Source organism: Streptomyces sp. NBC_00659 (assembly GCF_036226925.1).
Lineage (GTDB): Bacteria > Actinomycetota > Actinomycetes > Streptomycetales > Streptomycetaceae > Streptomyces.
On the sequence record NZ_CP109031.1, the window covers coordinates 4,677,742 to 4,702,903 of the forward strand.

General features: G+C 69.7%; 11 protein-coding genes and 2 rRNA genes. 5 read left to right on the forward strand and 8 right to left on the reverse strand.

All coding sequences use genetic code 11. The features are described 5' to 3' along the window. Positions 1 to 31 precede the first annotated feature (31 nt). From OG410_RS20270 to OG410_RS20280, 3 genes are all read right to left on the reverse strand, one after another. Positions 32 to 3,152 (reverse strand): 23S ribosomal RNA (locus OG410_RS20270). 313 nt (positions 3,153 to 3,465) lie between these two features. Further along, a 16S ribosomal RNA gene (locus tag OG410_RS20275) occupies positions 3,466 to 4,991 on the reverse strand. Together the 16S and 23S rRNA genes form the textbook arrangement of a ribosomal RNA operon. A 577-nt stretch (positions 4,992 to 5,568) precedes the next feature. Then, complete coding sequence (locus OG410_RS20280; protein ID WP_329300493.1) at positions 5,569 to 6,117, reverse strand: MarR family winged helix-turn-helix transcriptional regulator; 549 nt, start codon at positions 6,115 to 6,117, stop codon at positions 5,569 to 5,571. A gap of 182 nt (positions 6,118 to 6,299) precedes the next feature. Here OG410_RS20280 and OG410_RS20285 point away from each other — a divergent pair, with 182 nt between their 5' ends. Further along, entirely contained in the window at positions 6,300 to 7,574 is a 1,275-nt protein-coding gene (locus tag OG410_RS20285) for an MDR family MFS transporter (protein WP_329300494.1), read from the forward strand. A gap of 89 nt (positions 7,575 to 7,663) precedes the next feature. Here OG410_RS20285 and OG410_RS20290 read toward each other — a convergent pair whose 3' ends face one another. The 3 genes from OG410_RS20290 to OG410_RS20300 all read right to left on the reverse strand — a co-directional run bounded on the left by OG410_RS20290 (position 7,664) and on the right by OG410_RS20300 (position 11,707). Beyond that, positions 7,664 to 8,479 (reverse strand): class I SAM-dependent methyltransferase, encoded by an 816-nt coding sequence (locus tag OG410_RS20290; RefSeq protein ID WP_329300495.1) that lies wholly within the window; start codon positions 8,477 to 8,479, stop codon positions 7,664 to 7,666. Between the two features lie 53 nt (positions 8,480 to 8,532). Next, complete coding sequence (locus tag OG410_RS20295; protein WP_329300496.1) at positions 8,533 to 10,212, reverse strand: ATP-binding SpoIIE family protein phosphatase; 1,680 nt, start codon at positions 10,210 to 10,212, stop codon at positions 8,533 to 8,535. 130 nt (positions 10,213 to 10,342) lie between these two features. Beyond that, positions 10,343 to 11,707 (reverse strand): NAD(P)/FAD-dependent oxidoreductase, encoded by a 1,365-nt coding sequence (locus OG410_RS20300; RefSeq protein ID WP_329300497.1) that lies wholly within the window; start codon positions 11,705 to 11,707, stop codon positions 10,343 to 10,345. Positions 11,708 to 12,081: 374 nt separating this feature from the next. Here OG410_RS20300 and OG410_RS20305 point away from each other — a divergent pair, with 374 nt between their 5' ends. Both OG410_RS20305 and OG410_RS20310 read left to right on the forward strand, forming a co-directional pair. After that, positions 12,082 to 12,861, forward strand: coding sequence for a TetR/AcrR family transcriptional regulator (locus tag OG410_RS20305; protein ID WP_328450820.1), 780 nt, complete (start codon positions 12,082 to 12,084; stop codon positions 12,859 to 12,861). A 439-nt stretch (positions 12,862 to 13,300) separates the two neighbouring features. After that, entirely contained in the window at positions 13,301 to 15,391 is a 2,091-nt protein-coding gene (locus OG410_RS20310; protein ID WP_329300498.1) for a sigma-70 family RNA polymerase sigma factor, read from the forward strand. Positions 15,392 to 15,425: 34 nt separating this feature from the next. Here OG410_RS20310 and OG410_RS20315 read toward each other — a convergent pair whose 3' ends face one another. Both OG410_RS20315 and OG410_RS20320 read right to left on the reverse strand, forming a co-directional pair. Further along, on the reverse strand, positions 15,426 to 18,938 hold the full coding sequence (locus tag OG410_RS20315; RefSeq protein ID WP_329300499.1) for a BTAD domain-containing putative transcriptional regulator: 3,513 nt from the start codon (positions 18,936 to 18,938) through the stop codon (positions 15,426 to 15,428). Positions 18,939 to 19,344: 406 nt separating this feature from the next. After that, positions 19,345 to 21,438, reverse strand: coding sequence for an asparagine synthase-related protein (locus tag OG410_RS20320; RefSeq protein ID WP_329300500.1), 2,094 nt, complete (start codon positions 21,436 to 21,438; stop codon positions 19,345 to 19,347). 845 nt (positions 21,439 to 22,283) lie between these two features. Here OG410_RS20320 and OG410_RS20325 point away from each other — a divergent pair. Together OG410_RS20325 and lhgO are read left to right on the forward strand one after the other, a co-directional pair. Then, positions 22,284 to 23,705 (forward strand): MFS transporter, encoded by a 1,422-nt coding sequence (locus tag OG410_RS20325; RefSeq protein WP_329300501.1) that lies wholly within the window; start codon positions 22,284 to 22,286, stop codon positions 23,703 to 23,705. 145 nt (positions 23,706 to 23,850) lie between these two features. Continuing rightward, positions 23,851 to 25,056 carry an L-2-hydroxyglutarate oxidase gene (gene lhgO, locus OG410_RS20330; RefSeq protein ID WP_329300502.1) on the forward strand — a complete coding sequence of 402 codons (1,206 nt, stop codon included), beginning with the start codon at positions 23,851 to 23,853 and terminating at the stop codon, positions 25,054 to 25,056. Positions 25,057 to 25,162 lie beyond the last annotated feature (106 nt).

Sequence of the window (25,162 nt, forward strand, 5' to 3'; positions counted from 1 at the left end):
TTCAGAACCAACACAGTGGACGCGAGCAACTGAGGACAAGCCCTCGGCCTATTAGTACCAGTCACCTCCACCCGTTGCCGGGCTTCCAGATCTGGCCTATCAACCCAGTCGTCTACTGGGAGCCTTAACCCCTCGAGGGGGTGGGAATACTCATCTCGAAGCAGGCTTCCCGCTTAGATGCTTTCAGCGGTTATCCCTCCCGAACGTAGCCAACCAGCCATGCCCTTGGCAGGACAACTGGCACACCAGAGGTTCGTCCGTCCCGGTCCTCTCGTACTAGGGACAGCCCTTCTCAATATTCCTACGCGCACAGCGGATAGGGACCGAACTGTCTCACGACGTTCTAAACCCAGCTCGCGTACCGCTTTAATGGGCGAACAGCCCAACCCTTGGGACCGACTCCAGCCCCAGGATGCGACGAGCCGACATCGAGGTGCCAAACCATCCCGTCGATATGGACTCTTGGGGAAGATCAGCCTGTTATCCCCGGGGTACCTTTTATCCGTTGAGCGACGGCGCTTCCACAAGCCACCGCCGGATCACTAGTCCCGACTTTCGTCCCTGCTCGACCCGTCGGTCTCACAGTCAAGCTCCCTTGTGCACTTACACTCAACACCTGATTGCCAACCAGGCTGAGGGAACCTTTGGGCGCCTCCGTTACTCTTTAGGAGGCAACCGCCCCAGTTAAACTACCCATCAGACACTGTCCCTGATCCGGATCACGGACCCAGGTTAGACATCCAGCACGACCAGACTGGTATTTCAACGACGACTCCACCTGAACTGGCGTCCAAGCTTCACAGTCTCCCAGCTATCCTACACAAGCCGAACCGAACACCAATATCAAACTGTAGTAAAGGTCCCGGGGTCTTTCCGTCCTGCTGCGCGAAACGAGCATCTTTACTCGTAGTGCAATTTCACCGGGCCTATGGTTGAGACAGTCGAGAAGTCGTTACGCCATTCGTGCAGGTCGGAACTTACCCGACAAGGAATTTCGCTACCTTAGGATGGTTATAGTTACCACCGCCGTTTACTGGCGCTTAAGTTCTCAGCTTCGCCACCCCGAAGAGTGACTAACCGGTCCCCTTAACGTTCCAGCACCGGGCAGGCGTCAGTCCGTATACATCGCCTTACGGCTTCGCACGGACCTGTGTTTTTAGTAAACAGTCGCTTCTCGCTGGTCTCTGCGGCCACCCCCAGCTCACCGAGTAAATCGGATCACCAGTGATGGCCCCCCTTCTCCCGAAGTTACGGGGGCATTTTGCCGAGTTCCTTAACCATAGTTCACCCGAACGCCTCGGTATTCTCTACCTGACCACCTGAGTCGGTTTAGGGTACGGGCCGCCATGAAACTCGCTAGAGGCTTTTCTCGACAGCATAGGATCATCCACTTCACCACAATCGGCTCGGCATCAGGTCTCAGCCTTGATGTGTGACGGATTTGCCTATCACACGGCCTACACCCTTACCCCGGGACAACCACCGCCCGGGATGGACTACCTTCCTGCGTCACCCCATCACTCACCTACTACAGGTCTGGTCCGTCGGCTCCACCACTCCCCTTTGCCCGAAGGCTCCGGGGCGGCTTCACGGACTTAGCATCGCCTGGTTCGATGTTTGACGCTTCACAGCGGGTACCGGAATATCAACCGGTTATCCATCGACTACGCCTGTCGGCCTCGCCTTAGGTCCCGACTTACCCTGGGCAGATCAGCTTGACCCAGGAACCCTTAGTCAATCGGCGCACACGTTTCTCACGTGTGTATCGCTACTCATGCCTGCATTCTCACTCGTGAACCGTCCACCACTGCCTTCCGGCGCGGCTTCACCCGGCACACGACGCTCCCCTACCCATCACAGCGGGCGTTGGCCCTATTGCTGCAATGACACGACTTCGGCGGTACGCTTGAGCCCCGCTACATTGTCGGCGCGGAATCACTAGACCAGTGAGCTATTACGCACTCTTTCAAGGGTGGCTGCTTCTAAGCCAACCTCCTGGTTGTCTGTGCGACTCCACATCCTTTCCCACTTAGCGTACGCTTAGGGGCCTTAGTCGATGCTCTGGGCTGTTTCCCTCTCGACCATGGAGCTTATCCCCCACAGTCTCACTGCCGCGCTCTCACTTACCGGCATTCGGAGTTTGGCTAAGGTCAGTAACCCGGTAGGGCCCATCGCCTATCCAGTGCTCTACCTCCGGCAAGAAACACACGACGCTGCACCTAAATGCATTTCGGGGAGAACCAGCTATCACGGAGTTTGATTGGCCTTTCACCCCTAACCACAGGTCATCCCCCAGGTTTTCAACCCTGGTGGGTTCGGTCCTCCACGACCTCTTACAGCCGCTTCAACCTGCCCATGGCTAGATCACTCCGCTTCGGGTCTTGAGCGCGCTACTGAATCGCCCTATTCGGACTCGCTTTCGCTACGGCTTCCCCACACGGGTTAACCTCGCAACGCACCGCAAACTCGCAGGCTCATTCTTCAAAAGGCACGCAGTCACGAGGCAAGCACAAGTGCTTGCCCGACGCTCCCACGGCTTGTAGGCACACGGTTTCAGGTACTATTTCACTCCGCTCCCGCGGTACTTTTCACCATTCCCTCACGGTACTATCCGCTATCGGTCACCAGGGAATATTTAGGCTTAGCGGGTGGTCCCGCCAGATTCACACGGGATTTCTCGGGCCCCGTGCTACTTGGGTGTCTCTCAAACGAGCCGTTGATGTTTCGACTACGGGGGTCTTACCCTCTACGCCGGACCTTTCGCATGTCCTTCGCCTACATCAACGGTTTCTGACTCGTCTCACAGCCGGCAGACTGTGAAAGAGAGATCCCACAACCCCCCAAGCGCAACCCCTGCCGGGTCTCACACGCTTGAGGTTTGGCCTCATCCGGTTTCGCTCGCCACTACTCCCGGAATCACGGTTGTTTTCTCTTCCTGCGGGTACTGAGATGTTTCACTTCCCCGCGTTCCCTCCACATACCCTATGTGTTCAGGTATGGGTGACAGCCCATGACGACTGCCGGGTTTCCCCATTCGGAAACCCCCGGATCAAAGCCTGGTTGACGGCTCCCCGGGGACTATCGTGGCCTCCCACGTCCTTCATCGGTTCCTGGTGCCAAGGCATCCACCGTGCGCCCTTAAAAACTTGGCCACAGATGCTCGCGTCCACTGTGCAGTTCTCAAACAACGACCAACCACCCGTCACACACCACTTACGCGGTGCTTCACCGGGGCCGGCACTGAAGGCAGCCTTTTCGGCCGTACCTTCAGACACCCAACAGCGTGCCCGGCACCCTCGCCACTCATGATCAGCTTTCCACGCTCCGAAGAGCAGTACTTGCAGCCCGAGATGACTGAGAGTGCCGAATAATCAACGTTCCACCCATGAGCAACCACCGTCGGACGTGTGCCGACGTAATGGCCCTGGACCACCGGGCAAGCCCGGCGGCCTAGATGCTCCTTAGAAAGGAGGTGATCCAGCCGCACCTTCCGGTACGGCTACCTTGTTACGACTTCGTCCCAATCGCCAGTCCCACCTTCGACAGCTCCCTCCCACAAGGGGTTGGGCCACCGGCTTCGGGTGTTACCGACTTTCGTGACGTGACGGGCGGTGTGTACAAGGCCCGGGAACGTATTCACCGCAGCAATGCTGATCTGCGATTACTAGCAACTCCGACTTCATGGGGTCGAGTTGCAGACCCCAATCCGAACTGAGACAGGCTTTTTGAGATTCGCTCCGCCTCACGGCTTCGCAGCTCTTTGTACCTGCCATTGTAGCACGTGTGCAGCCCAAGACATAAGGGGCATGATGACTTGACGTCGTCCCCACCTTCCTCCGAGTTGACCCCGGCAGTCTCCTGTGAGTCCCCATCACCCCGAAGGGCATGCTGGCAACACAGAACAAGGGTTGCGCTCGTTGCGGGACTTAACCCAACATCTCACGACACGAGCTGACGACAGCCATGCACCACCTGTACACCGACCACAAGGGGGGCACTATCTCTAATGCTTTCCGGTGTATGTCAAGCCTTGGTAAGGTTCTTCGCGTTGCGTCGAATTAAGCCACATGCTCCGCTGCTTGTGCGGGCCCCCGTCAATTCCTTTGAGTTTTAGCCTTGCGGCCGTACTCCCCAGGCGGGGAACTTAATGCGTTAGCTGCGGCACCGACGACGTGGAATGTCGCCAACACCTAGTTCCCACCGTTTACGGCGTGGACTACCAGGGTATCTAATCCTGTTCGCTCCCCACGCTTTCGCTCCTCAGCGTCAGTAATGGCCCAGAGATCCGCCTTCGCCACCGGTGTTCCTCCTGATATCTGCGCATTTCACCGCTACACCAGGAATTCCGATCTCCCCTACCACACTCTAGCTAGCCCGTATCGAATGCAGACCCGGGGTTAAGCCCCGGGCTTTCACACCCGACGTGACAAGCCGCCTACGAGCTCTTTACGCCCAATAATTCCGGACAACGCTTGCGCCCTACGTATTACCGCGGCTGCTGGCACGTAGTTAGCCGGCGCTTCTTCTGCAGGTACCGTCACTTTCGCTTCTTCCCTGCTGAAAGAGGTTTACAACCCGAAGGCCGTCATCCCTCACGCGGCGTCGCTGCATCAGGCTTTCGCCCATTGTGCAATATTCCCCACTGCTGCCTCCCGTAGGAGTCTGGGCCGTGTCTCAGTCCCAGTGTGGCCGGTCGCCCTCTCAGGCCGGCTACCCGTCGTCGCCTTGGTGAGCCACTACCTCACCAACAAGCTGATAGGCCGCGGGCTCATCCTTCACCGCCGGAGCTTTTAACCCCCACCCATGCAGGCAGGAGTGTTATCCGGTATTAGACCCCGTTTCCAGGGCTTGTCCCAGAGTGAAGGGCAGATTGCCCACGTGTTACTCACCCGTTCGCCACTAATCCACCCCGAAGGGCTTCATCGTTCGACTTGCATGTGTTAAGCACGCCGCCAGCGTTCGTCCTGAGCCAGGATCAAACTCTCCGTGAATGTTTTCCCGACTGCGTCGGGGCTACACCACGAGAGCGGAACAACCGGTCGGAATAGGACCGGCGTTCACAGCGTCCTCGCTGATGCGCCTGCCGGAACAATTCCCGGCAGGACTTTTTCAAAGGAACCTCGTCCCGACCGAACGGCCGGAGACGGGGTATCAACAAATCTGGCGTTGATTTTTGGCACGCTGTTGAGTTCTCAAGGAACGGACGCTTCCTTTGTACTCACCCTCTCGGGCTTTCCTCCGGGCGCTTCCCTTCGGTCTTGCGTTTCCGACTCTATCAGATCCTTTCGGGCCTGATTCCCAGTCAGCGGGGTTTGCCTTCCCGGCCGTTGGGCCGTTCCGACGTCTCAAACTTTAGCGGATCTTCCCGGCAGTTCCTAATCGGGCCGCCGGGCCCCAATCGAATTGAATTCGGACACGCCGAATTCACCCCGGCTGGGAGATCATGCTGGTGGTTTGATTGCCGCATGCGCGGCGGAGGTGCCGTCGCGGAACCGTTCCGGCTCCGTGACAACTCGAAGAACTTTACGGATCCGCTGGGACGGTGTCAACCTCCCCTGTCAAGATCTTTTAATCGAGGTCGCTGAGCCGGCCGCCCGCGTCCGGCTGGGCGTCCTCCACCCGTCGCAGCAGGCGCGTCAGGACCTCGCCCAGGACGCCCCGGTCCTCGGTGGAGAGGTCCTGGAGCAGGTCCTCCTCGAAGACCATGGCGAGGCGCATGGCCTCCAGCCACTTCTCGCGGCCCTCGTCGGTCAGCTCGACGATGACCCGCACACGGTTCGACTCGTCGCGCTCCCGGGTGACCAGCCCCTCCGCGACCATGCGGTCGATGCGGTGGGTCATGGCGGCCGGGGTGAGACCGAGGCGCTTGGCAAGCTCGCTCGGGCCCAGGCGGTACGGGGCGCCGGCGAGGACGAGCGCCTTCAGTACCTCCCACTCGGCGTTGCTGATGCCGAGCGCGGCGGTCTGACGGCCGTAAGCGACATTCATCCGCCGGTTGAGGCGGGACAGCGCCGAGACGATCTTCTCGACCTGGGGGTCGAGGTCCTGGAACTCGCGCTGGTAGGCGGCGATCTGTTCTTCGAGTGTCGGCTCGCTGACGCCGGGGGTGTCACCCATGGCCCGAGTATCGCACGCTGCTGCTTGGTGTCGAAGTCCTTCAACGTGTAGAGTTCAAGTTCAAACTTTAGCTTTGAAGTCTTCAGGCTTGCATCCATGCGTAGGGAACGTGTCACCGACACGGTGCCCGGCAGGGGGCCGGTACGGCTTCACTACCAAGGCAGGTGAAAGTGACCAGGGCGATGGGCGCAGCGATGCGCCGTATCCACGTGGGCAACGCGCTCAGCGCGTTCGGGCTCGGCTTTACCGTCCCCTTCCTCTACGTCTATGTGGCGCAGGTGCGGGGACTCGGCTCCATGACGGCGAGCATCGTGCTCGCCGTCTTCGCCGTGGCCGCTCTCGTCGTGCTGCCGTTCGCCGGGCGGGCGATCGTCCGGCGCGGTCCCCTGCCGGTGCTCCTCGTCGCCCTGGTCACAGCCGCCCTGGGTGCGCTGAGCCTCGGACTGGCGAACAGCGCGACGACCGTGGTGCTGTCGGCCGCGGCGCTCGGTGCCGGACAGGCCGTGATGCAGCCGTCGCTCGCGACGATGATCGTGGACTGCTCCACGGCGGACACCCGGTCGCGCGCCTTCGCGACGCAGTTCTTCCTGCAGAACCTGGGCCTCGGTGTCGGCGGCCTCATCGGCGGGCACATCGTCGACCCGGACCGCGCGAGCTCGTTCACGCTGCTGTTCGCGATCGAGGCGGCGATGTTCCTGGTGCTGGTCGTGCTGATGGCGACCGTGCGGATGCCGCACGCGCCGCACATCAAGGGGGACAGGCCGCAGGCCAGGGGCGGCAGCTGGAAGCAGCTGCTCGGCAACCGGGCCATGGTGCAGCTGTCCGTGCTGGGCTTCGTGCTGTTCTTCGCCTGCTACGGACAGTTCGAGTCGGGGCTTTCCGCGTACGGCGTGGAGGCGGCCGGGATCTCCACGTCCGCGCTCGGTACGGCGATGGCGGCGAACACGGCGATGATCGTGGTCGCGCAGTTCGCGGTGCTGAAGTTCGTCGAGCGCCGCAAGCGGTCCCGGGTGATCGCCGCGGTCGGGCTCATCTGGGCCGTCGCCTGGCTGGCGGCCGGATACGCGGGCCTCGGGCACGGCAGCCGGACCATGGCGACGGCGGCCTTCGTCTCCACGTACGCGCTCTTCGGGCTCGGTGAGGCGATGCTGTCGCCGACGATCGCGCCGCTGGTCGCCGATCTGGCACCGGCGGGCATGGCGGGTCAGTACAACTCCGCCTTCGCCCTGGTGAAGCAGCTCGCGCTGGCGATCGGCCCCGCGGTGGGCGGCCCGATGGGGGCCTCGCTGCACGGCCCGTACGTCGTGACGTTCCTGCTCTTCTCGCTCGGGATCACCTTCCTGGCCGTACGGCTCGGGCGGCAGCTCACGCCCGTACAGGATCAGCCGTCGCTCGCGCGGAGCCGGGTGGTCGCGCAGGGCGGGGCTCCGGCCGAGCCGGTGCCCGCGAGCGCCTGACCGCCGGGGCTGCGGGACGGGCGTGGACCAGGACGGCCGCCATCACGAAGGGACGTGATGGCGGCCGTTTCGTGTGTGCGGCGCGGGTCTCAGCGGATGCCGGTCAGCAGGTTGGCGGTGAAGGGGAGGGTGGCGGTGCCGTCGGGGGCGGTGTGGCCGGCGAGCCGGGTGTGGACGGTCCGCCCCGCGCGCAGGAGTGCGTCCTCGCCCGCGGTGTCGACGATCGCCTGTCCCCAGGATGTGGACGAGAGCTGGCCGGGGGCGTACGCGTCGAGGGGCGGGAACGGGATGCCGAAGGTGACCTGGCGGACGGCGACGTCGTGGAAGCCGGCGCCTCGCAGGGCGGCGGAGAGCCGTTCGGGGGTGCCGGAGAACGCGCCCTCGTAGTCCGCCGCGAGTTCCTTGCCGCCGTGTTCCTCGACCGCCTCGTACTGGGCGACGAAGTACGGGATGAGGTCTCTGGCGGCCCACGCGGTGGCGGCGAAGCGGCCGCCGGGGCGCATCACGCGGGCCGTCTCCGCGAAGGCCGCGTCCAGGTCGGGGAAGAACTGGACGCCCTGCTGGCACACGACCGCGTCGAAGGCCGCGTCCTCGTAGGGGAGCCTTTCGGCGGGGGCGACGGTGAACTCGATGTCCGGGTACATGCGGGGCGCGTACTCCGCGGCCACGCCGATCATGCCCGTGTTGATGTCCGCCCCCGAGACCCGGCCGGCGGGGCCGACCCGGGCCGCCGCCGCGCGGGCCGCGAAGCCCGTGCCGCAGGCCAGGTCGAGCACCTTGGCTCCGGGGTACAGGTCGACCGCGTCCAGGATCGCTTCCACGAAGGGCGCCATGAACGGCGCCGCGTACCGCTCGTAGCGCTCGGGGGCACTTCCTTTGAGCTGAAAGCCCGATTCGTCTGCCATGGGGAGCTCTTAGCACCGGCCGATCCCCTCGGCCAGGGGACGCGCGGAACGTGTCAGTTCCCCGCGCGCGGGAGTGCGAACTCGCACCACACCGCCTTGCCGCCGCCCGGTGTGCGGCGGGAGCCCCAGTTCGAGGCGATCGTGGCCACGATCGCGATGCCGCGGCCCGCTTCGTCGCCGGGCTCCGCGCGGCGGCGGCGCGGGAGGTGGTCGTCTCCGTCGGTGACCTCGATGATCAGGCGGCGGTCGGTACGGCGCAGGCGCAGGCGCATCGGCGGGGTGCCGTGCTGGAGCGAGTTGGCGACGAGCTCGCTGGCGGCCAGAACGCCGAGGTCGTGCAGATCGCCGGGGAAGCGCCAGCTGGCCAGCACGCCGGAGGCGAAGGCACGCGCGCGCGGGGCCGCTTCCATGCCGCCGAGCAGTTCCAGGGCGGCGTTGCGGAAGAGCTCGCCGTCGGAGCCCGTACGGGAAGGGTGCTGGATGACCATGACGGCGACGTCGTCGTCGTGGTCGGCGGTGACGCCGGCCGCGCGGACCAGGCGGTCGCAGATCACCTGGGGGCTGCCCGTGGCGCCTGCCAGGGCACGCTCCAGGGAGGCGATGCCCTCGTCGAGGTCCTCGTCGCGGCGCTCGACCAGGCCGTCCGTGTACAGGACGGCGGTGGAGCCGGGGCCCAGGGGCACCGAGCCTGAGGCGTGCAGCCAGCCGCCGGTGCCGAGCGGCGGTCCGGTCGGTTCGTCGGCGCGGTGGATGGTGCCGTTCTCGTCGCGGACCAGGATGGGCAGGTGGCCGGCGGAGGCGTACACCAGGCGGCCCTCGTTCGGGTCGTGGATGGCGTACACGCACGTGGCGATCTGGTTGGCGTCGATCTCGGTGGCGAGGCCGTCGAGGAGTTGCAGGACCTCGTGCGGCGGCAGGTCGAGACGGGCGTACGCGCGCACGGCCGTGCGGAGCTGGCCCATGACGGCGGCCGCGCGGACACCGCGGCCCATGACGTCGCCGATGACGAGCGCGGTGCGCCCGCCGCCGAGGGTGATGACGTCGTACCAGTCCCCGCCGACCGCCGCCTCCGTGCCGCCGGGCAGGTAGGTGGCGGCGATGCGCAGGTCGTCGGGCTCCTCCAGCTCCTGCGGGAGCAGGGAACGCTGGAGGGTGACGGCGGTCTCGCGCTGACGGCGTTCGCTGGCGCGCAGCCGCTCGGCCGCCTCGGCGTGATCGGTGACGTCGGTGGCGAACACGAGAACGCCGCGGCCGTCGGTCTCCGGGGAGGTGTCGACGGGGGTGCAGGTGAACGTGTAGGAGCGGCCGGTCGACACCTTGCGGGACTTGACCGTGCGGGGCTTGGCGCTGCGCAGGACCTGGTCCAGGAGCGGCAGCAGGCCGAGTTCGTCCAGTTCGGGCAGGGCCTCGCGCGCGGGGGCGCCGGCGGGGCGGGCGCCGAAGGCCGCCGTGTAGGCGTCGTTGACGTACGAGACGCGGTGTTCGGGGCCGTGCACGAGGGCGACGAGGGCGGGGACGCGGTCGAGGACCGCGCGCACCGGGAGTTCGTCGACGGCGAGACCGGGAGGGGCGTCGTCGGTGAGCTGTTCGACGCGGGCCGCCGGCACGGAACCTTCCCCGCGCCGGTCCGGGGCGGCCGTATGCGCAGCCGCGTGCGCGGCCGTGTGTTCGGTCCGCGCTGCGGCGCGGCGCTGCGTTCCGGGGAGCCGGGCGCTCCAGCGCGTGAAGTTCACAGTGGGGAAAGCCTCGTGTTAGAAGGGCGAGCGGTTCACCCGCCCAAAGTCGTGGACCTGCCTGGCAGTCTGACCGACCGGGTCTCCGTCCGTCAGACGCCGTCCCTGCCGGTGGAGTTCCTCGGTCCGGTCAGGACGACCCCTTCGGGTCGGTCGGAGGCTTTCCCCCGGCCGCCAGTTCGAACTCCGCACGGGGGTGTTCGAGCGAACCGAGGGACACGATCTCCCGCTTGAAGAGACCCGCCAGGGTCCATTCGGCGAGTACACGGGCCTTGCGGTTGAAGGTCGGCACCCTGCTGAGGTGGTAGACACGGTGCATGAACCAGGCAGGATAGCCCCTCAGCTTGCGCCCGTAGACGTACGCGACTCCCTTGTGCAGTCCGAGGGACGCGACCGAGCCGACGTACTTGTGGGAGTACGTCTCCAGGGGTTCGCCGCGCAGGGTGTGCGCGAGGTTGTCGCCGAGGACCTTCGCCTGGCGCACGGCGTGCTGGGCGTTGGGCGCGGTCTCCTTGCCGGGCTCGGCGGTCACGTCGGGGACGGCGGCGGCGTCTCCGGCGGCCCAGGCGTGCGAGGCGCCGTCGACGGTGAGCTGGGGGGTGCACTTGAGCCGGCCGCGCTCGTTCAGGGGAAGGTCGGTCGCGGCGAGGACGGGGTGCGGTTTCACGCCGGCCGTCCACACGACGGTGCGCGTCGGGAAGCGCGCGCCGTCACTGAGGACGGCGACCCGGTCCGCGCAGCTGTTGAGGCGGGTCTCCAGCCGTACCTCGATGTTGCGCCGCCGCAGCTGGCTGACCGTGTACCTGCCCATCTCCTCGCCGACCTCGGGCAGGATGCGGTCGGAGGCCTCGACGAGGATCCACTTCATGTCCTCGGGCTTGAGGTTGTGGTAGTACCGCGCGGTGTAGCGGGCCATGTCCTCCAGTTCGCCGAGCGCCTCGACGCCGGCGTAACCGCCCCCTACGAAGACGAAGGTCAGGGCCGCGTCACGGATCGCGGGGTCGCGGGTGGAGGAGGCGATGTCCATCTGCTCGATGACGTGGTTGCGCAGGCCGATGGCCTCTTCGACCGTCTTGAAGCCGATGGCGTAGTCGGCGAGTCCGGGGATCGGCAGGGTGCGCGAGACCGAGCCCGGGGCGAGCACGAGTTCGTCGTACGTGATCTGCTCGGCGCCCGCGCCCTCCTCCTCGGTGGCGAGCGTGGTGAGCGTGGCGGTGCGTTTGGCATGGTCGACCGACCGGACCTCACCGATGACGATCCGGCACCGGTGAAGGACCCGGCGCAGCGGAACGACCACGTGACGCGGCGAGATGGAGCCCGCGGCGGCTTCGGGAAGGAACGGCTGATAGGTCATGTACGGGTCGGGCGACACGACCGTGATCTCGACCTCGCCCCGCTTCAGTTCGGGCTTGAGCTGCCGCTGGAGGCGCAGGGCGGTGTACATCCCGACGTAGCCGCCGCCGACGATGAGAATGCGCGCACGTTCCTTCACCATCCCATGACGCACCCCTCTTCGGAGTTTGTCCACAGCCCCGACAATTTGTGTGACCGGTCGCCGACAACGTGCGGAGTTGGCCGATTTGCCGGAGTCTAGGGAAAACCCGCAGCTCAAGGTGGGTGAGGGGGGTATTCGGACGGGGTGTAATCGGGACGTACGGGGTCCGTACTCCGATCGGGGGGCGCTCCGTGCGGAACCTGCCCCTTCTGAATTGACCCCCTCTCAACTATGTTCGTGTGTCGACGGGGTGTAGGGGGATACGCTCGGCGATTCCGCACGACGGACTCGCGCATCAGCTTGTTCCGCACGCTCCGGTCTGTCGATGGCGGGGAGAGTCTCCGGGGGGAGACGTCATTACCGGGGGAACGCTTATGCATATTCAGGACTCTCATTGGTCTTCCGCGTCAGCCATCGCACCTGGTGGTGCGATGGGCGCGGCGACGAGCGGCAACGGTCGCGGTCCGACGGACGGACCGCGCACGACGCCGCTGCGGGTGGACGCACAGCGCAATCTGGAACATGTACTGCGGGCGGCGCGCGAGGTCTTCGGCGAGCTGGGGTACGGCGCGCCGATGGAGGACGTCGCCCGACGGGCGAGGGTCGGTGTCGGCACGGTGTACCGGCGCTTCCCGAGCAAGGACGTGCTCGTGCGCCGGATAGCCGAGGAGGAGACCTCCCGGCTGACGGACCAGGCCCGTTCCGCGCTCGGCCAGGAGGACGAGCCGTGGTCGGCGCTCTCGCGCTTCCTGCGGACGTCGGTGGCCTCGGGCGCCGGGCGGCTGCTGCCGCCGCAGGTGCTGCGGGTCGGCGTGGCCGAGGACGGTCCGGAGCACGACGAGGCACGGGTGCCTCAGCAGCGGTCTCAGCCCGCACCCGAGTTGCGGCTCGTCGAGCAGCGGACCGCCCCCGAGGACGAGCAGGTGATCGCCGCGGTGGACGACGCCGGGGCGGCGGCGCTCCTCGAGGTGGTCGGGCGGCTCGTCGACCGGGCGCGTGCGGCGGGCGAGTTGCGCGCCGACGTCACCGTGGCGGACGTCCTGCTGGTCATCGCGACGGCGGCACCCTCGCTGCCGGACGCGGCCCAGCAGGCGGCGGCCTCGGCCCGGCTCCTGGACATCCTGCTGGAGGGCCTGCGCTCGCGTCCCGCGTGAGCCGGACCGAAGGCACCTGCGGTATGGGCGGGTTCCGGACGCGGAGGCGTACCGGAGCACACCGAAGCACGTGGACACCGCGGGGCACGAAGGCACCCCGCGTGCGCGGGCGCCGTCGTACGCGGCCGCCGCCGAGCACACGGTCGCGCCTGGACACCCCGATGCTCCCGGGGCGAGTGACGTCACTCGCCCCGGGAGCATCGCGCTTCCCGGCCACGCCTCCCGACCGCGCTTCCGGCCACACTTCCGGTACGGAACGACTGCTTCCGCGCGCATGACGGCTGGTGAACATTCCCCGAACGGGTGGCAGTTAGTACTCCAGAGCGGCAAAACCCCTCGGACGAGTGGTTGGGCCGTACGAGCGCGTTCCGCACGGGGAGCCTGTGGCACTCTGGCCCGGTATTCGGGTCCGAGAGTGTGCAGGCGGGGGCTTTCCGCGATGAGCGTTGACGGGCGGGACGAGTCACTCGGTGACGGTGGCGCCGACGGCGGCACGGAAACCGGCGGCTCACCGTCACGGCGGGTACCGAGCCAGGGCGGCCCGCACGGCGGGACCCCGCACGGCGAGAACCGGGACAGCGGAAGCCGGGACAGCGGCAACTCGGACCGCGGCAGCCAGGACGGCGACGACTCGGACAACGGAAGCCGGGACGGCGACGACCGGCACCATGCCGGCCCGGACGCCGGAACGGCCGACCTCGGCATGCCCGCGCAGCGCGACCGCTGGGACGCGCGCGACGACGGCGTTCTGCCGCCCCTACGCGAGCCCGGGACCTCGGTAAACGCGCCGCCCCCCGACGCGGGTCTGATCGAGAGGATGCGCGCGGGCGACGACACGGCGTACGAGGAGCTGTACCGCCGGCACGCCGAAGCCGTCCGTCGCTACGCCCGCACCTGCTGTCGCGACACGCACACCGCCGACGACCTCACGGCCGAGGTGTTCGCCCGCATGCTTCAGGCCGTACGCGGCGGCACCGGCCCCGAGCACGCGGTGCGCGCGTATCTCCTCACCACCGTCCGCCGGGTCGCCGCGAACTGGACGAAGACGGCCAGGCGCGAGCAACTGGTCGACGATTTCGCCGTGTTCGCCGCACAGGCCGCCCGCGGATCCGAGGTCTCCGACGACGACACCCTCGACCTCGGCGCGGACGTCCGCGCGATGCACGAGGCCGAACAGTCCATGGCCATGCGGGCCTTCCGCTCGCTGCCGGAACGCTGGCAGGCCGTGCTGTGGCACACCGAGGTCGAGGACGAGTCCCCGAGCGAGGTCGCCACACTCTTCGGTCTCGACGCGAACGGCACCCGTGTGCTGGCCAGCCGCGCCCGCGAGGGACTCCGGCAGGCCTACCTCCAGGCGCACGTGAGCACCACGCTCACCATGGACGAGGAGTGCGCGCGCTACGCCGACCGGCTCGGCGCCTACGCCCGCGGCGGCCTGCGCACCCGTGCCGAACGGGGCCTGCGCAAGCACCTGGAGGAGTGCGCCAGGTGCCGGCTGGCCGCGGGCCAGATCAAGGAAGTGGCCGGCGGGATCCCTGCGGTCGTGCCGGTCGCGGTCATCGGCTGGTTCGGTGCCGCCGGGTACGCGAAGGCCGTCGCGCTCATCGCCGGTGGCGCCGGTGCGGGTGCGGCCGGAGCCGCGGGAGCGGCAGCCGTGGCGGGAGGGGGCTCGGGAGGCGCCGGCGCCGGGGGCGGCGCCGCGGTCTCCGAGGGGCTGGGAGCGCCGGTCAAGGCCGGTATCGCGGCGGGTGTCGTCGCGGTGGCCGCGGCGGCGGTGGCACTGTCCCTGGTCGGCAACGACAGCCCCGCCCGGCGGCCCGAGGCGGAACCGGCCGCCTCTCCCGCCGTCGAAGCGCCGGTGCCGTCGTCGGCACCGCCCAGGAAGTCCCCCACGCCGAAGCCACCGCCGGTGGTGCGCGGGCCGGCCCCCGCCCCGCCCCCCTCGGCGGAGCCGAAGCCCGCCCCAAAGCCGGCACCGAAGGCGACCCCGAGTCCGCTCCCCTCGCCGGCCCCGGCCCCCGCTCCGGCCCCGCTGCCGAAACCATCCCCACCGGAACCCGCCCCGGAGCCCACGCCGACGCCTCCCCCGCCCGCCTCCACCGTCTACCGGTGGAGCGACCTGGACTACGACGTCATCGGCGACCACACCGGGCCTGAGATGCGGATCGGTGCGAGCAACTGGGTGTGGCAGCGCCACTCGATGAGCATCGCGAACACCCGGTACGCGCACGGCGTGACCGTCCACGGCCGCTCCTCGGTCACCATCGACCTGAACCGCGACTGCGGCTCGTACGACGCCATGGCCGGTGTGGACGATCTGATGCTGGGCCTGGGCAGTCTGCGCTTCTCCGTCTACGCGGACGGGTCGCGGCTGTGGCGGTCACCCCCGGTCGAGGGCGGCGACCCGGCGGTCCCCGTCCATGTGAACCTCACCGGCCACCGGACGGTGAGGCTCGTCGTCGAACCCCGGGGCCCGTTCGACTCGACGTCACTGGGCGACTGGGCGGAATCGAAGTTCCTGTGCCGGTGAACGTGTAGTCCGACCTAGTCCGACCTAGTCCGACCTAGTCCGCGGAGTGCGCCTCCCCGGGATACACCCCGGAATACGCCTCGGGGTGTATCCCGGGATACGCCTCGAGCGCTTCGGCCAGGTCGCCGAGGGCCTCTTCCTGGGTGTAGCCGGAGCCTCGGACGCGCTCGGACTCGTAGCGTTCCGGGCCGAGTGCCGCGAGAGCCGCGGCTGCGGTGCGCCGCGCGTCGGCGCTCTCACGTGCGGGCCGCAGATCCCCGCCGCGCCAGCCGGTGCCCGCGGCCAGCAGCCGCGCCGCCACCGGGTGGGCCCCCAGCTCGGTGAGCAGTCGCGCGGCGCTCTCGACGAAACCCGAGGCCACCACGTCGGCGCACCGCGCGTCCATCGCTTGCCGCAGTGCGGCGCTCAGCTTCCGCAGTCCCGGCACAGGGCCGGACTCGGCGGCCGTGACCAGGGCGTCCATCCAGTTCAGACCCGCCGAGAACTGGGGCGGCGGGGTGCCCCGGAGGCTCTCCTCGCGGGACTTCTCGCACAGTTCGCGTGCGAGGGCGACCTCCCCGTCCTCCAGGACCACCTGGGCGCGCAGCAGATGGACGAACGCCCGGGAGTCCGTCACCCCGTACTGGTCGGCGGCGACGCTCGCCTCGTCCAGCGTCGCCAGGGCCAGCGAACGCTCGCCGGCGCGGAGGGCGATCTCGGCCAGCCGTGCCATGAGGAACGGCACCTCCGCGTACGCCCCCACCTCGTAGGCGAGCCGCAGCGCCTCCGCGTACTCGCCCTTCGCCTCGTCGAACCGGCTGCGCGCCATGGCCGCCTCACCGGCCGCGCTGCACACCTGGGCGCGCATCCAGCGGTCCCCGACGCGTCGGCTGAGTCCGCGCAGTTCCGCCAGGTCCTCGTCCACTCCCGGCATGCCGCCCGGGGCGTCGACGACCATGTGCGTACGGAACATCAGGGCGACGCCGATCTCCCATTCACCGCCGAACTCACGGCAGTTGGCGACCGCCGAGTTCATCGCGGGCCCCACGTCGTCCGGATCGCCCAGGAAGTGCGCGGCCATCGGCCAGACGATCCCCGGCATGCGTGCCGCGTCCGGACCACCTCTCTCGAAGGCGCCCCGCACCCGCCCCACGTACTCCCGCAGCCGCTTGTCGCCCCAGTCGTCCAGCGGGACGACGTCCACCTTCATGAACAGGTGGAGCATGCGCACCCGCATCCGCATGGCGTGCAGCGGGTGCCGCCCGTCACGCTCGGGATGGTCGAGGAAGGCGTCCACCGGATCGACGTCGTCGAGCTCGGAGAGGAGGCCGTCACCGGCGGCGGACACGGCACCGGCGGCCGCCGACGGACGGTCACCGGTCGGCGTATCGAGCAACGCGCCCAAATTCAGGACGAGTTCCGTCCACGTGATGCCCTCGTACCGGAAGTTGCGCAGCCACCAGAACCAGCCCATGTCGAGGACGAGAGCGCCCGCCTCTTCCTCGTCATGGGCGGCGAGCGCGCGCCGGAGAGCGGCCCGGATGTTGTCGAGCTCGGTCTCCAGACGCCGGATCCAGGGGAGTTGGCCGGCCGAGCGCAGCTGGGGCTCGGCCTCCGCAGTCAGGGCGCGCACCCACGCACGGTGGCGCCGCTCGGCGGCGGCACGCAGCCCGGGAACCTCGGCGGCGCGCTCGGTGGCGTACTCGTGGATGGTCTCCAGCATGCGATAGCGCATCCCGCCGCCCGCATCGCCCCCGGCGTCCCGGGGCCCGTCGCCCTGCCCGCCGTGTCCGCCGTGTCCGCCGTGGTCACCGGGCCCGTACGGATGGCCGTCGCCGCCCGTGGGGTCCGGGGTGGCGACGAGGAGGGACTTGTCGACGAGCGCCCCGATGAGGTCGGCGGCGGGGCCGGTGCAGACGGCCTCCGCGGCGGCCAGGTCCCAGCCGCCCGCGAACACGGAGGCCTCGCGCAGCACGGTCCGCTCCCGTTCGTCGAGCAGATCCCAGGACCAGTCGACGACGGCGCGCAGGGTCTGCTGGCGGGGCAGCACCGTACGGCTGCCGGAGGTGAGCAGTCGGAAGCGGTCGTCGAGCCGGTCGGCGATCTGCCGCGGGGTGAGCAGCCGCAGACGGGCCGCGGCCAGCTCGATGGCCAGGGGCAGGCCGTCGAGCCGCCGGCAGATCTCGTCCACGGCGGCGGAGTCGTGGAGGGCGGTGGCGGCTTCGGGGCGCACCACGGAGGCCCGCTCCATGAAGAGGCGGCGCGCGGAATCGGGCGGGAGCGGCTCGACCGGGCGCACCAACTCGCCGGGGATTCCCAGGGGTTCGCGGCTGGTGGCGAGGATCGTGAGCCCCGGGCAGCGGGTCAGCAGCGTCTCGGCGAGTTCGGCCGCCGCGTCGATCACGTGCTCGCAGTTGTCGAGGATCAGGAGCTGGCTGCGCCGGGCGCAGTACTCGACGAGCAGGGCAACCGGGTCGTCCTGCGCGACCGCCATCTCGTTGGTGATCAGCGCTGTCTCGCGCAGACCGAGGGCGCTGACCACGGCACCCGGGACCGCCTCGGGCCGGTCGAGCGGGGCCAGTTCGGCCAGCCACGCCTGCGAGAGCCCGGCGGCGGCTTCCTCGGCGAGGCGGGTCTTGCCCGAACCGCCCGGTCCGGTCAGCGTGACCAGTCGTGCCCTCCGCACATCCGAACGGATGGCCCCGACCTCGCGTTCCCGCCCGACGAACGAGTTCAGACGAGGCCGGATGTTCCCGGTCCGCTGGGCACGGGAGGGGTCCGCGGAACGCGGGCCGGCGTCCGGTGCGGCACCGCCCGTGGCGGGTCCGGGTTCCCGCGCTCCGCGGGCGTCCGGCGGGTCGAGCAGTGCGGCGTGCAGGTCCCGGAGCTCCGGCCCGGGGTCGGCGCCGAGACCGTCCGTCAGCGCTCGGCGCACGTCCTCGTAGGCGGCCAGCGCGTCGGCGCCCCGGCCGGTCTCGCGCAGGGCGCGGATGAGCAGGACGTGCAGCGCCTCGTCGTACGGGTGGGCCGTCGTCAGCCCCTTCAGCTCCGGTACGACGTCGGCGGCGCGGCCGAGCCGCAGGTCCGCCTCGACGCGGCTGCGCGTCGCCTCCAGGCGCAGGGCCTCCGGGCGGGTCGCCGCGGTGCGGTCGGGGAGGTCCGCGAGGGCGGGGCCGCGCCACAGGGCGAGGGCTTCGCCCAGTCGGGCGGCGGCGGTACGGGCGTCGCCCGTGTCGAGCGCGGACCTGCCCTCCGTGACGAGCCGCTCGAACACGAACAGGTCCACGTCGTCGCGGGCGGCGCGGAGGCGGTAGCCGCCGGTCTCGGAGGTGACCGCGTCCTTTCCGATGGCGCGGCGGAGGCGGCCCACCAGTGCCTGCAGGGCTGCGGGGGCGTCCTGGGGCGGGTCGTCCGCCCACACCTCGTCGATGAGGGTGTCCGGGGAGAGCGTTCGGGCGGGGTGGCAGGCCAGGGCTGTGAGCAGCGCGCGTACCCGGGGGCCGCCCACCGCGACGGGGGTCCCCCGGTCGTCCTCCGCCTGGGCAACCCCCAGAATCCTGTACCGCACGCCCCCATTCTCACCGCCCGCCCGCCCGGGGGTCACCGTGTCACCCCGCCCGAGCCGCCGAGGCCCCTTCTTCCCTGCGTGCCCCGCCCCACCAAAACCTTCTCTCGCCCCCTCCGCCCCTACCCGTCCCGTACCCGGGGCTCCGCCCCGGACCCCGCTCCTCAAACGCCGGAGGGGCTGAAAATCACGCCCGTGAGGGACGACATCCAAGCCACCGCACACCCGCAGCCGGGATCCGGCGGAAGGGGCCGTGCCGGTACATCAGATGCCCGTCGCTTACGTCCGGATCGAGCAGCGGCTCCCCAGGAAACTCACGTCTGATCCAACGGCGACGGGCGGATGTACCGGCACGGCCCCGACCCACAACACACCGGCACCGGTGCAGCCGCGCCGCACCCGCACCGGTTCAGCCGCGCCGCGCCCCCGCCCCCAGCGCCCGCCCCTGCGGGACTATCCCCGCGGGAACGGCGCGTTGGCGCGCCGGCGTCCCCGTCCAGCACGTTCCGCGCCGGGCCAGCAACCGCCGCAGCCACAGTTCGAGCGAGACGAGATCGGCCAGCCCGTCGAGGGGAAGCGGCGCCCCCTCCGCGGCCGAGCGCAGCGCCTTGCGGACGACGCGGGCCTCGACCAGCCCGGCCTGCGCGAGCAACGGCGTGTCGAACAGGGAGACCAGGGAATCCGCCGCCACCCGCACCCCCGTACGGGCCGCCGCCGTGGAGGACGCGTGCGACGGAGCCCCCCACCCGGGGGGCAGATCGGCCACCCCGGCCCCCTCCAGCACCGTACGCAGGATCGCCGCCCGCGCTCCCGGCTGCACCCGCAGCGCCTCCGGCAGTTCACGGCACGCCCGGACGACCTGGTTGTCCAGGAACGGCATGTGCAGCCGCTGGAAGCGGATCTCCGCGGCCTGCTCCAGGACGCGGACGTCGGCCGCGTGGCGGGCCAGCGCGGCCCGGGCGCGGAAATCCCCCGGCCGCTGTCCGGGACCGACGTTCGGCCGCCCCCCGCCGCCTTGGAGGCGAACCGATACTTCAGCCAGTGCCTCCCCGGTCAGCCAGCGCGCCGCCGGCCCGGGTCTCGCCCAGCTGAGCGCGGCGAGCGACGCGCCCACCGCGCCTCCGGGTTCCTCGAACCGCCGGTGCAGCAACTGCTCGGCGAGAACGTCGACTCCGGTGCGGTACGGGGTACGGGCGAGCTTGCGCGCCGCGCCGTACACGCGCGCGGGGACCATCACCGACCCGTCGGCCTTCGTCAGCGCGGCGACGGGTCGCACCAGATGGCGTCGTTTGCGGTCCATGAGCAGGTCGGCGAGCCGGGCCGGATGCGCGTCGAGCACCTGCCGCGCGCCGTAGCCGGTGAAGTGGTCCGCGCTGCCGGAGGCGAGCCGCGCGCGGTGGCGTGCCGCGGTCACCAGGGAGGGGCCCGGCTCGTCGGTCAGCGGCCCCTCCAAGTCGGCGTAGGGAAGGGTTTCTTCGCCCCCGGTGACGACCACGTGGTGCAGCCTGGGGTTCGCGGCCAGCGTCCCGGCCCGCTCCAGTTCGGCCTCGCGCCCTCGTACGGCGAGGTCGTTGAAGGTGACGGCCAGGAGCCGTTCCCCGGCACCGGTGCCGTGTCCGAGGACCGTGCCGGGCGCCCCGGGAAGGCCGGCGGCGAGCAGCGCGAGGGTTCCCGAGGCGGGTCCTCCGGAGAGGTCGGCCCCGATGCCCGGTACGGGCGTGCCGCGGGCGGCGCGCCGCTCGGCGGGCCCCATGCCGGGCACGGGCCCGGGGTCCACATCGGCGCCGGGCACATGGCGGGGAGCGGAGAGGCGGGCGCGGACGGCTTCCACGAGGGCGTCCCGTACGGCGTCCACGGCGATCGCGGGATCGGCGATGGGCGCGGCGACGGCGAGGGAGGCGACGGGTTCGTACCCGGCGATCTCGCGCGCTCCGGCCCGCAGGATGAGCGTGTGCCCCGGCGGGATGCGGCGCACGCCTTCGTACGGGGTGGAGTCGTGCACCGCGGCCGGTACGTCGGGGGCGGCGAGCATCGCGGCCAGGTGTCCGAAGTCGAGGTTGGCCTCGATGAGGTCGGCGAGCGGGAGCGCGGCGGTGGCGTAGGCCGTGCCGCCGGCCCAGGGGGTGTAGAACACGGGCCGGGCGCCGGCGAGATCGCCGCAGACGGTCACGCGGCGGCCGACCTGGACGACCGCGGTGTAGCTGCCGGACCAGTTGGTGAGGTGGCGCAGTGCTCCGCCGCGCGCGGCGAACAGTCCGACCCGCAGCTCGTCGTCGGTCGCCCCGCAGGTGCCGAGGACGGCGATGCGGTTCGCCGCGTCGGCCTTGACGACGCGCACCTCGTCGGGGCGCCAGTCGCCGACGGCCCACAGCGGATCCGGGTCACCCCAGAGGAGTTGGGAACCGACGGGGTGCACGGTCTCGCCGTCGTTGCCCGTGGCGCCCGCCGAGCCGATCGCGGACGCTCTGGCGACGGTGCTGCTCCACCCCACCAACCATCGCATCGCCGCCTCCACAGGCTGTGGACAACCAGTGCACCGTACGAACTCGGCACCATGCTGCCACGAAGGAGGCGTACGAGAGGGCCCCTGCGGCGGCTTGCACTCCCCGAAGTGCGCCCCCGCCCGAACGTCCGCGCCGTCACGCAGGGGCGCGCTACCAGCAAATACCCTTCACACAGCGCCTGTTGAGGTCATCGGCAGTCGCCACCCCGAATCACGGGAAAACCCGCTCCGGATCGCCACGGGACCGCCACCGAACGACCCCGGTCAACGACCCCGGCCACGACCCCGGCCGACGAGGCGCCCCCGTCCGGCAGTCGCCCGGACCCCACCCCCGACGGGTCGACGTGAATGCGCCCCCGATACGCTCCCTCAGGACGCCCTTCGCGCCCTCAACTCACGTGGTGGGAGCCCTGATTGACCTCAGGAGAGGTCATCGGTTTTCGGCCAAATCGGCGAGAGGCGAACGGACGCGGACACGCTCCGTACAGGCCTTGCGCACCGGTTCGGCAACGCACAGTCCGGGAGGCGGAGTTCGCCCCCCGGACCGGTCCGCCGCCCGCGGGGATGTAGGCGGCGGTGTCCCCCAGCCCACTGGATCCAGTACAGCGGGCCGACCCACGCATGTTCCATGGAAGCGCTCCCCACCGTGGCCGGAGAAGAGCGCACGGACGGGCGCACAGCCACACAACAGGAGCACGCCGCGACAGTCCGTACAGTCGTACGGACCACAATCCCGCCAACCGGACGTACGCCCCTTAACGCTGGGGATCGGGCGAACTACGCTGGGTTTACGAATGCCGCGTGGTTATGCCATTGCGGCAGCCGTCTGTGTCGAGGGGTGGCGCATGTCCAGGGAGCAACGCGGGCCGAACGAAAAACTCGGCGCCGTTCTCGCCCTCGCGGGAATCAGCAACGCAGGACTCGCGCGTCGCGTCAACGATCTTGGCGCTCAACGCGGGTTGACTCTTCGCTACGACAAGACGTCGGTGGCGCGCTGGGTGTCGAAGGGCATGGTGCCGCAGGGCGCCGCGCCGCACCTCATCGCGGCCGCCATCGGCCAGAAGCTCGGCCGTCCGGTGCCGCTCCACGAGATCGGCCTGGCGGACGCGGATCCCGCGCCGGAGGTGGGCCTCGCCTTCCCCCGTGACGTCGGGCAGGCGGTGCGGTCGGCCACGGAGCTGTACCGCCTCGACCTCGCCGGGCGCCGGGCCGGCGGCGGCATCTGGCAGTCACTGGCCGGCTCCTTCGCCGTGAGCGCCTACGCGACGCCCGCTTCTCGCTGGCTGATAACCCCGGCCGACAGTTCGGTGGCGCGCGAGGTGAATCCGGGCGACGGCTCCGGGGCGCCGCTGAAAGTCGGCCACAGCGATGTGCTGAAGCTCCGCGAGGCGGCCGAGGACGCCAGGCGCTGGGACTCCAAGTACGGGGGCGGTGACTGGCGTTCGTCCATGGTGCCGGAGTGCCTGCGGGTCGAGGCGGCACCCCTGCTGCTCGGCTCGTACTCCGACGAGGTCGGCAGAGCGCTGTTCGGCGCGTCGGCGGAACTCACCCGTCTCGCGGGCTGGATGGCCTTCGACACGGGCCAGCAGGAGGCCGCGCAGCGCTACTACATCCAGGCACTGCGGCTGGCCCGCGCGGCCGCCGACGTGCCCCTCGGGGGCTACGTCCTGGCGTCCATGTCCCTCCAGGCGACCTACCGCGGCTTCGGCGACGAGGGCGTCGACCTCGCCCAGGCCGCCCTGGAACGCAACCGCGGACTCGCCACCGCCCGCACCATGAGCTTCTTCCGGCTCGTCGAGGCACGTGCCCACGCGCGCGCGAGTGACGCCCAGGCGGCCGGCGCGGCACTGAAGGCGGCCGAGGGCTGGCTGGAACGGGCCCGTGACGGCGACAACGACCCGTCCTGGCTCGGCTTCTACGGGTACGACCGCTTCGCGGCCGACGCCGCCGAGTGCTACCGCGACCTGAAGGCTCCGCGCCAGGTACGCCGGTTCACCGAACAGGCGCTGTCGAAGCCGACGGAGGAGTTCGTACGCTCGCACGGACTGCGCCTGGTGGTGTCGGCGGTCGCCGAACTGGAGTCCGGCAACCTGGACGCTGCGTGCGAGCAGGGCGTGCGAGCGGTGGAGGTCGCGGGGCGCATCTCCTCCGCGCGCACCACCGAGTACGTGAAGGACCTGCTGCACCGGCTGGAGCCCTACGGCGACGAACCGCGCGTGGTGGAGCTGCGGGAGCGGGCCCGTCCTCTGCTGATGGCTCCGGCGTAGGGCCGGATCCGGAGGGGACGCCCGACGACTCGGGACGGACAGGGCGCCACGGCCCCGCGGCGCGAAGGAAACGCGGGGCGCGGTCCTCGGGTTTGAAGGCATTGTCAGTGGCGCAGTGCACTATCGAGGCCGGGAGGTGGTGCGGATGCGGAGCGCCTACGACTGCGATGTTCTGGTGATCGGCGGGGGGATCGTCGGCCTGTCGACGGCGTATGCCGTCACACGGGCGGCGCCGGGCACCCGTGTGACGGTGCTGGAGAAGGAGCAGGGACCCGCCCGGCACCAGACCGGGCGCAACAGCGGGGTGATCCACAGCGGGATCTACTACCGCCCCGGCTCCCTGAAGGCGCGGTACGCGGTCCAGGGTGCCGCCGAGATGGTCAAGTTCTGCGCGGAGTACGACATCCCGCACGCCGTCACCGGCAAGCTGATCGTCGCGACGGAGAAGTCGGAGCTCCCCCGCCTGCACGGTCTGGTGCAGCGCGGCCGGGAGAACGGCATCCCGGTCAAGGAACTGGGCCCGACCCAGCTCACCGACTACGAACCCGAGGTCCGTGGCCTCGCCGCCATCCACGTCGGCACCACGGGCATCTGCGACTACGTGGCCGTGGCCCGCCGGCTCGCGGAGGCCTCCGGGGCGGAGATCCGGTACGGGGCGCAGGTCGTGCGCGCCGACCGCCGACCCCACCTCGGCGTCGCCGTGCGCACGGCCGACGGGACGATCGTCCGCGGCCGCGTGCTGGTCAACTGCGCGGGCCTGCACTGCGACGAGACGGCCCGGCTCACGGGCGACGACCCCGGGATGCGGATCGTCCCCTTCCGTGGCGAGTACTACACGCTGGCGCGGCCGGAGCTGGTGCGGGGCCTGGTGTACCCGGTTCCGGACCCCGCTTTCCCGTTCCTCGGCGTCCATCTCACCCGGGGCATCGACGGTGGTGTCCACATCGGCCCCAACGCGGTACCCGCGCTCGCCCGTGAGGGATACGGATGGAAGGTGGTCCGGCCCCGTGAACTGGGCGGGACCCTGTCCTGGCCGGGTTCCTGGCGGATAGCACGGCGGCACTGGCGCTACGGAGCCGGGGAGCTGCGCCGCTCGGTGTCGAAGTCGGCGTTCACGGAGGCCGTGCGGAGGCTGCTGCCCGCAGTGACCCCGGAGGATCTGGTCCCCGCCGCCGCCGGTGTCCGCGCCCAGGCGGTCCTGCGGGACGGCACCCTGGTGGACGACTTCCTGATCAAGGAGGGCCCGAGGACCGTGCACGTGCTGAACGCGCCGTCCCCGGCGGCCACCGCCTCCCTCCCGATCGGCCGCGAGGTCGCCCGCCGGGCACTGGCGGCGCTGGCGGCGGTCTGAGCGCCCCACCCGCCACCGGAACGACGACCACCCCACGGCACGCACCCACCGCCGGGACAGGCCGTCCCGTGGCACGCACCCGCCACCGGGACGGACCGCCCCGCGG

What these genes read in the sequence shown, in the direction of transcription:
- OG410_RS20300 (WP_329300497.1), bottom strand. Translation starts at nt 11,707, where the DNA reads ATGGTGAAGGAACGTGCGCGCATTCTCATCGTCGGCGGCGGCTACGTC.
- OG410_RS20280 (WP_329300493.1), bottom strand. Translation starts at nt 6,117, where the DNA reads ATGGGTGACACCCCCGGCGTCAGCGAGCCGACACTCGAAGAACAGATC.
- OG410_RS20285 (WP_329300494.1), top strand. Translation starts at nt 6,300, where the DNA reads ATGGGCGCAGCGATGCGCCGTATCCACGTGGGCAACGCGCTCAGCGCG.
- OG410_RS20305 (WP_328450820.1), top strand. Translation starts at nt 12,082, where the DNA reads ATGCATATTCAGGACTCTCATTGGTCTTCCGCGTCAGCCATCGCACCT.
- OG410_RS20310 (WP_329300498.1), top strand. Translation starts at nt 13,301, where the DNA reads ATGAGCGTTGACGGGCGGGACGAGTCACTCGGTGACGGTGGCGCCGAC.
- OG410_RS20325 (WP_329300501.1), top strand. Translation starts at nt 22,284, where the DNA reads ATGTCCAGGGAGCAACGCGGGCCGAACGAAAAACTCGGCGCCGTTCTC.
- lhgO (WP_329300502.1), top strand. Translation starts at nt 23,851, where the DNA reads ATGCGGAGCGCCTACGACTGCGATGTTCTGGTGATCGGCGGGGGGATC.
- OG410_RS20320 (WP_329300500.1), bottom strand. Translation starts at nt 21,438, where the DNA reads ATGCGATGGTTGGTGGGGTGGAGCAGCACCGTCGCCAGAGCGTCCGCG.
- OG410_RS20290 (WP_329300495.1), bottom strand. Translation starts at nt 8,479, where the DNA reads ATGGCAGACGAATCGGGCTTTCAGCTCAAAGGAAGTGCCCCCGAGCGC.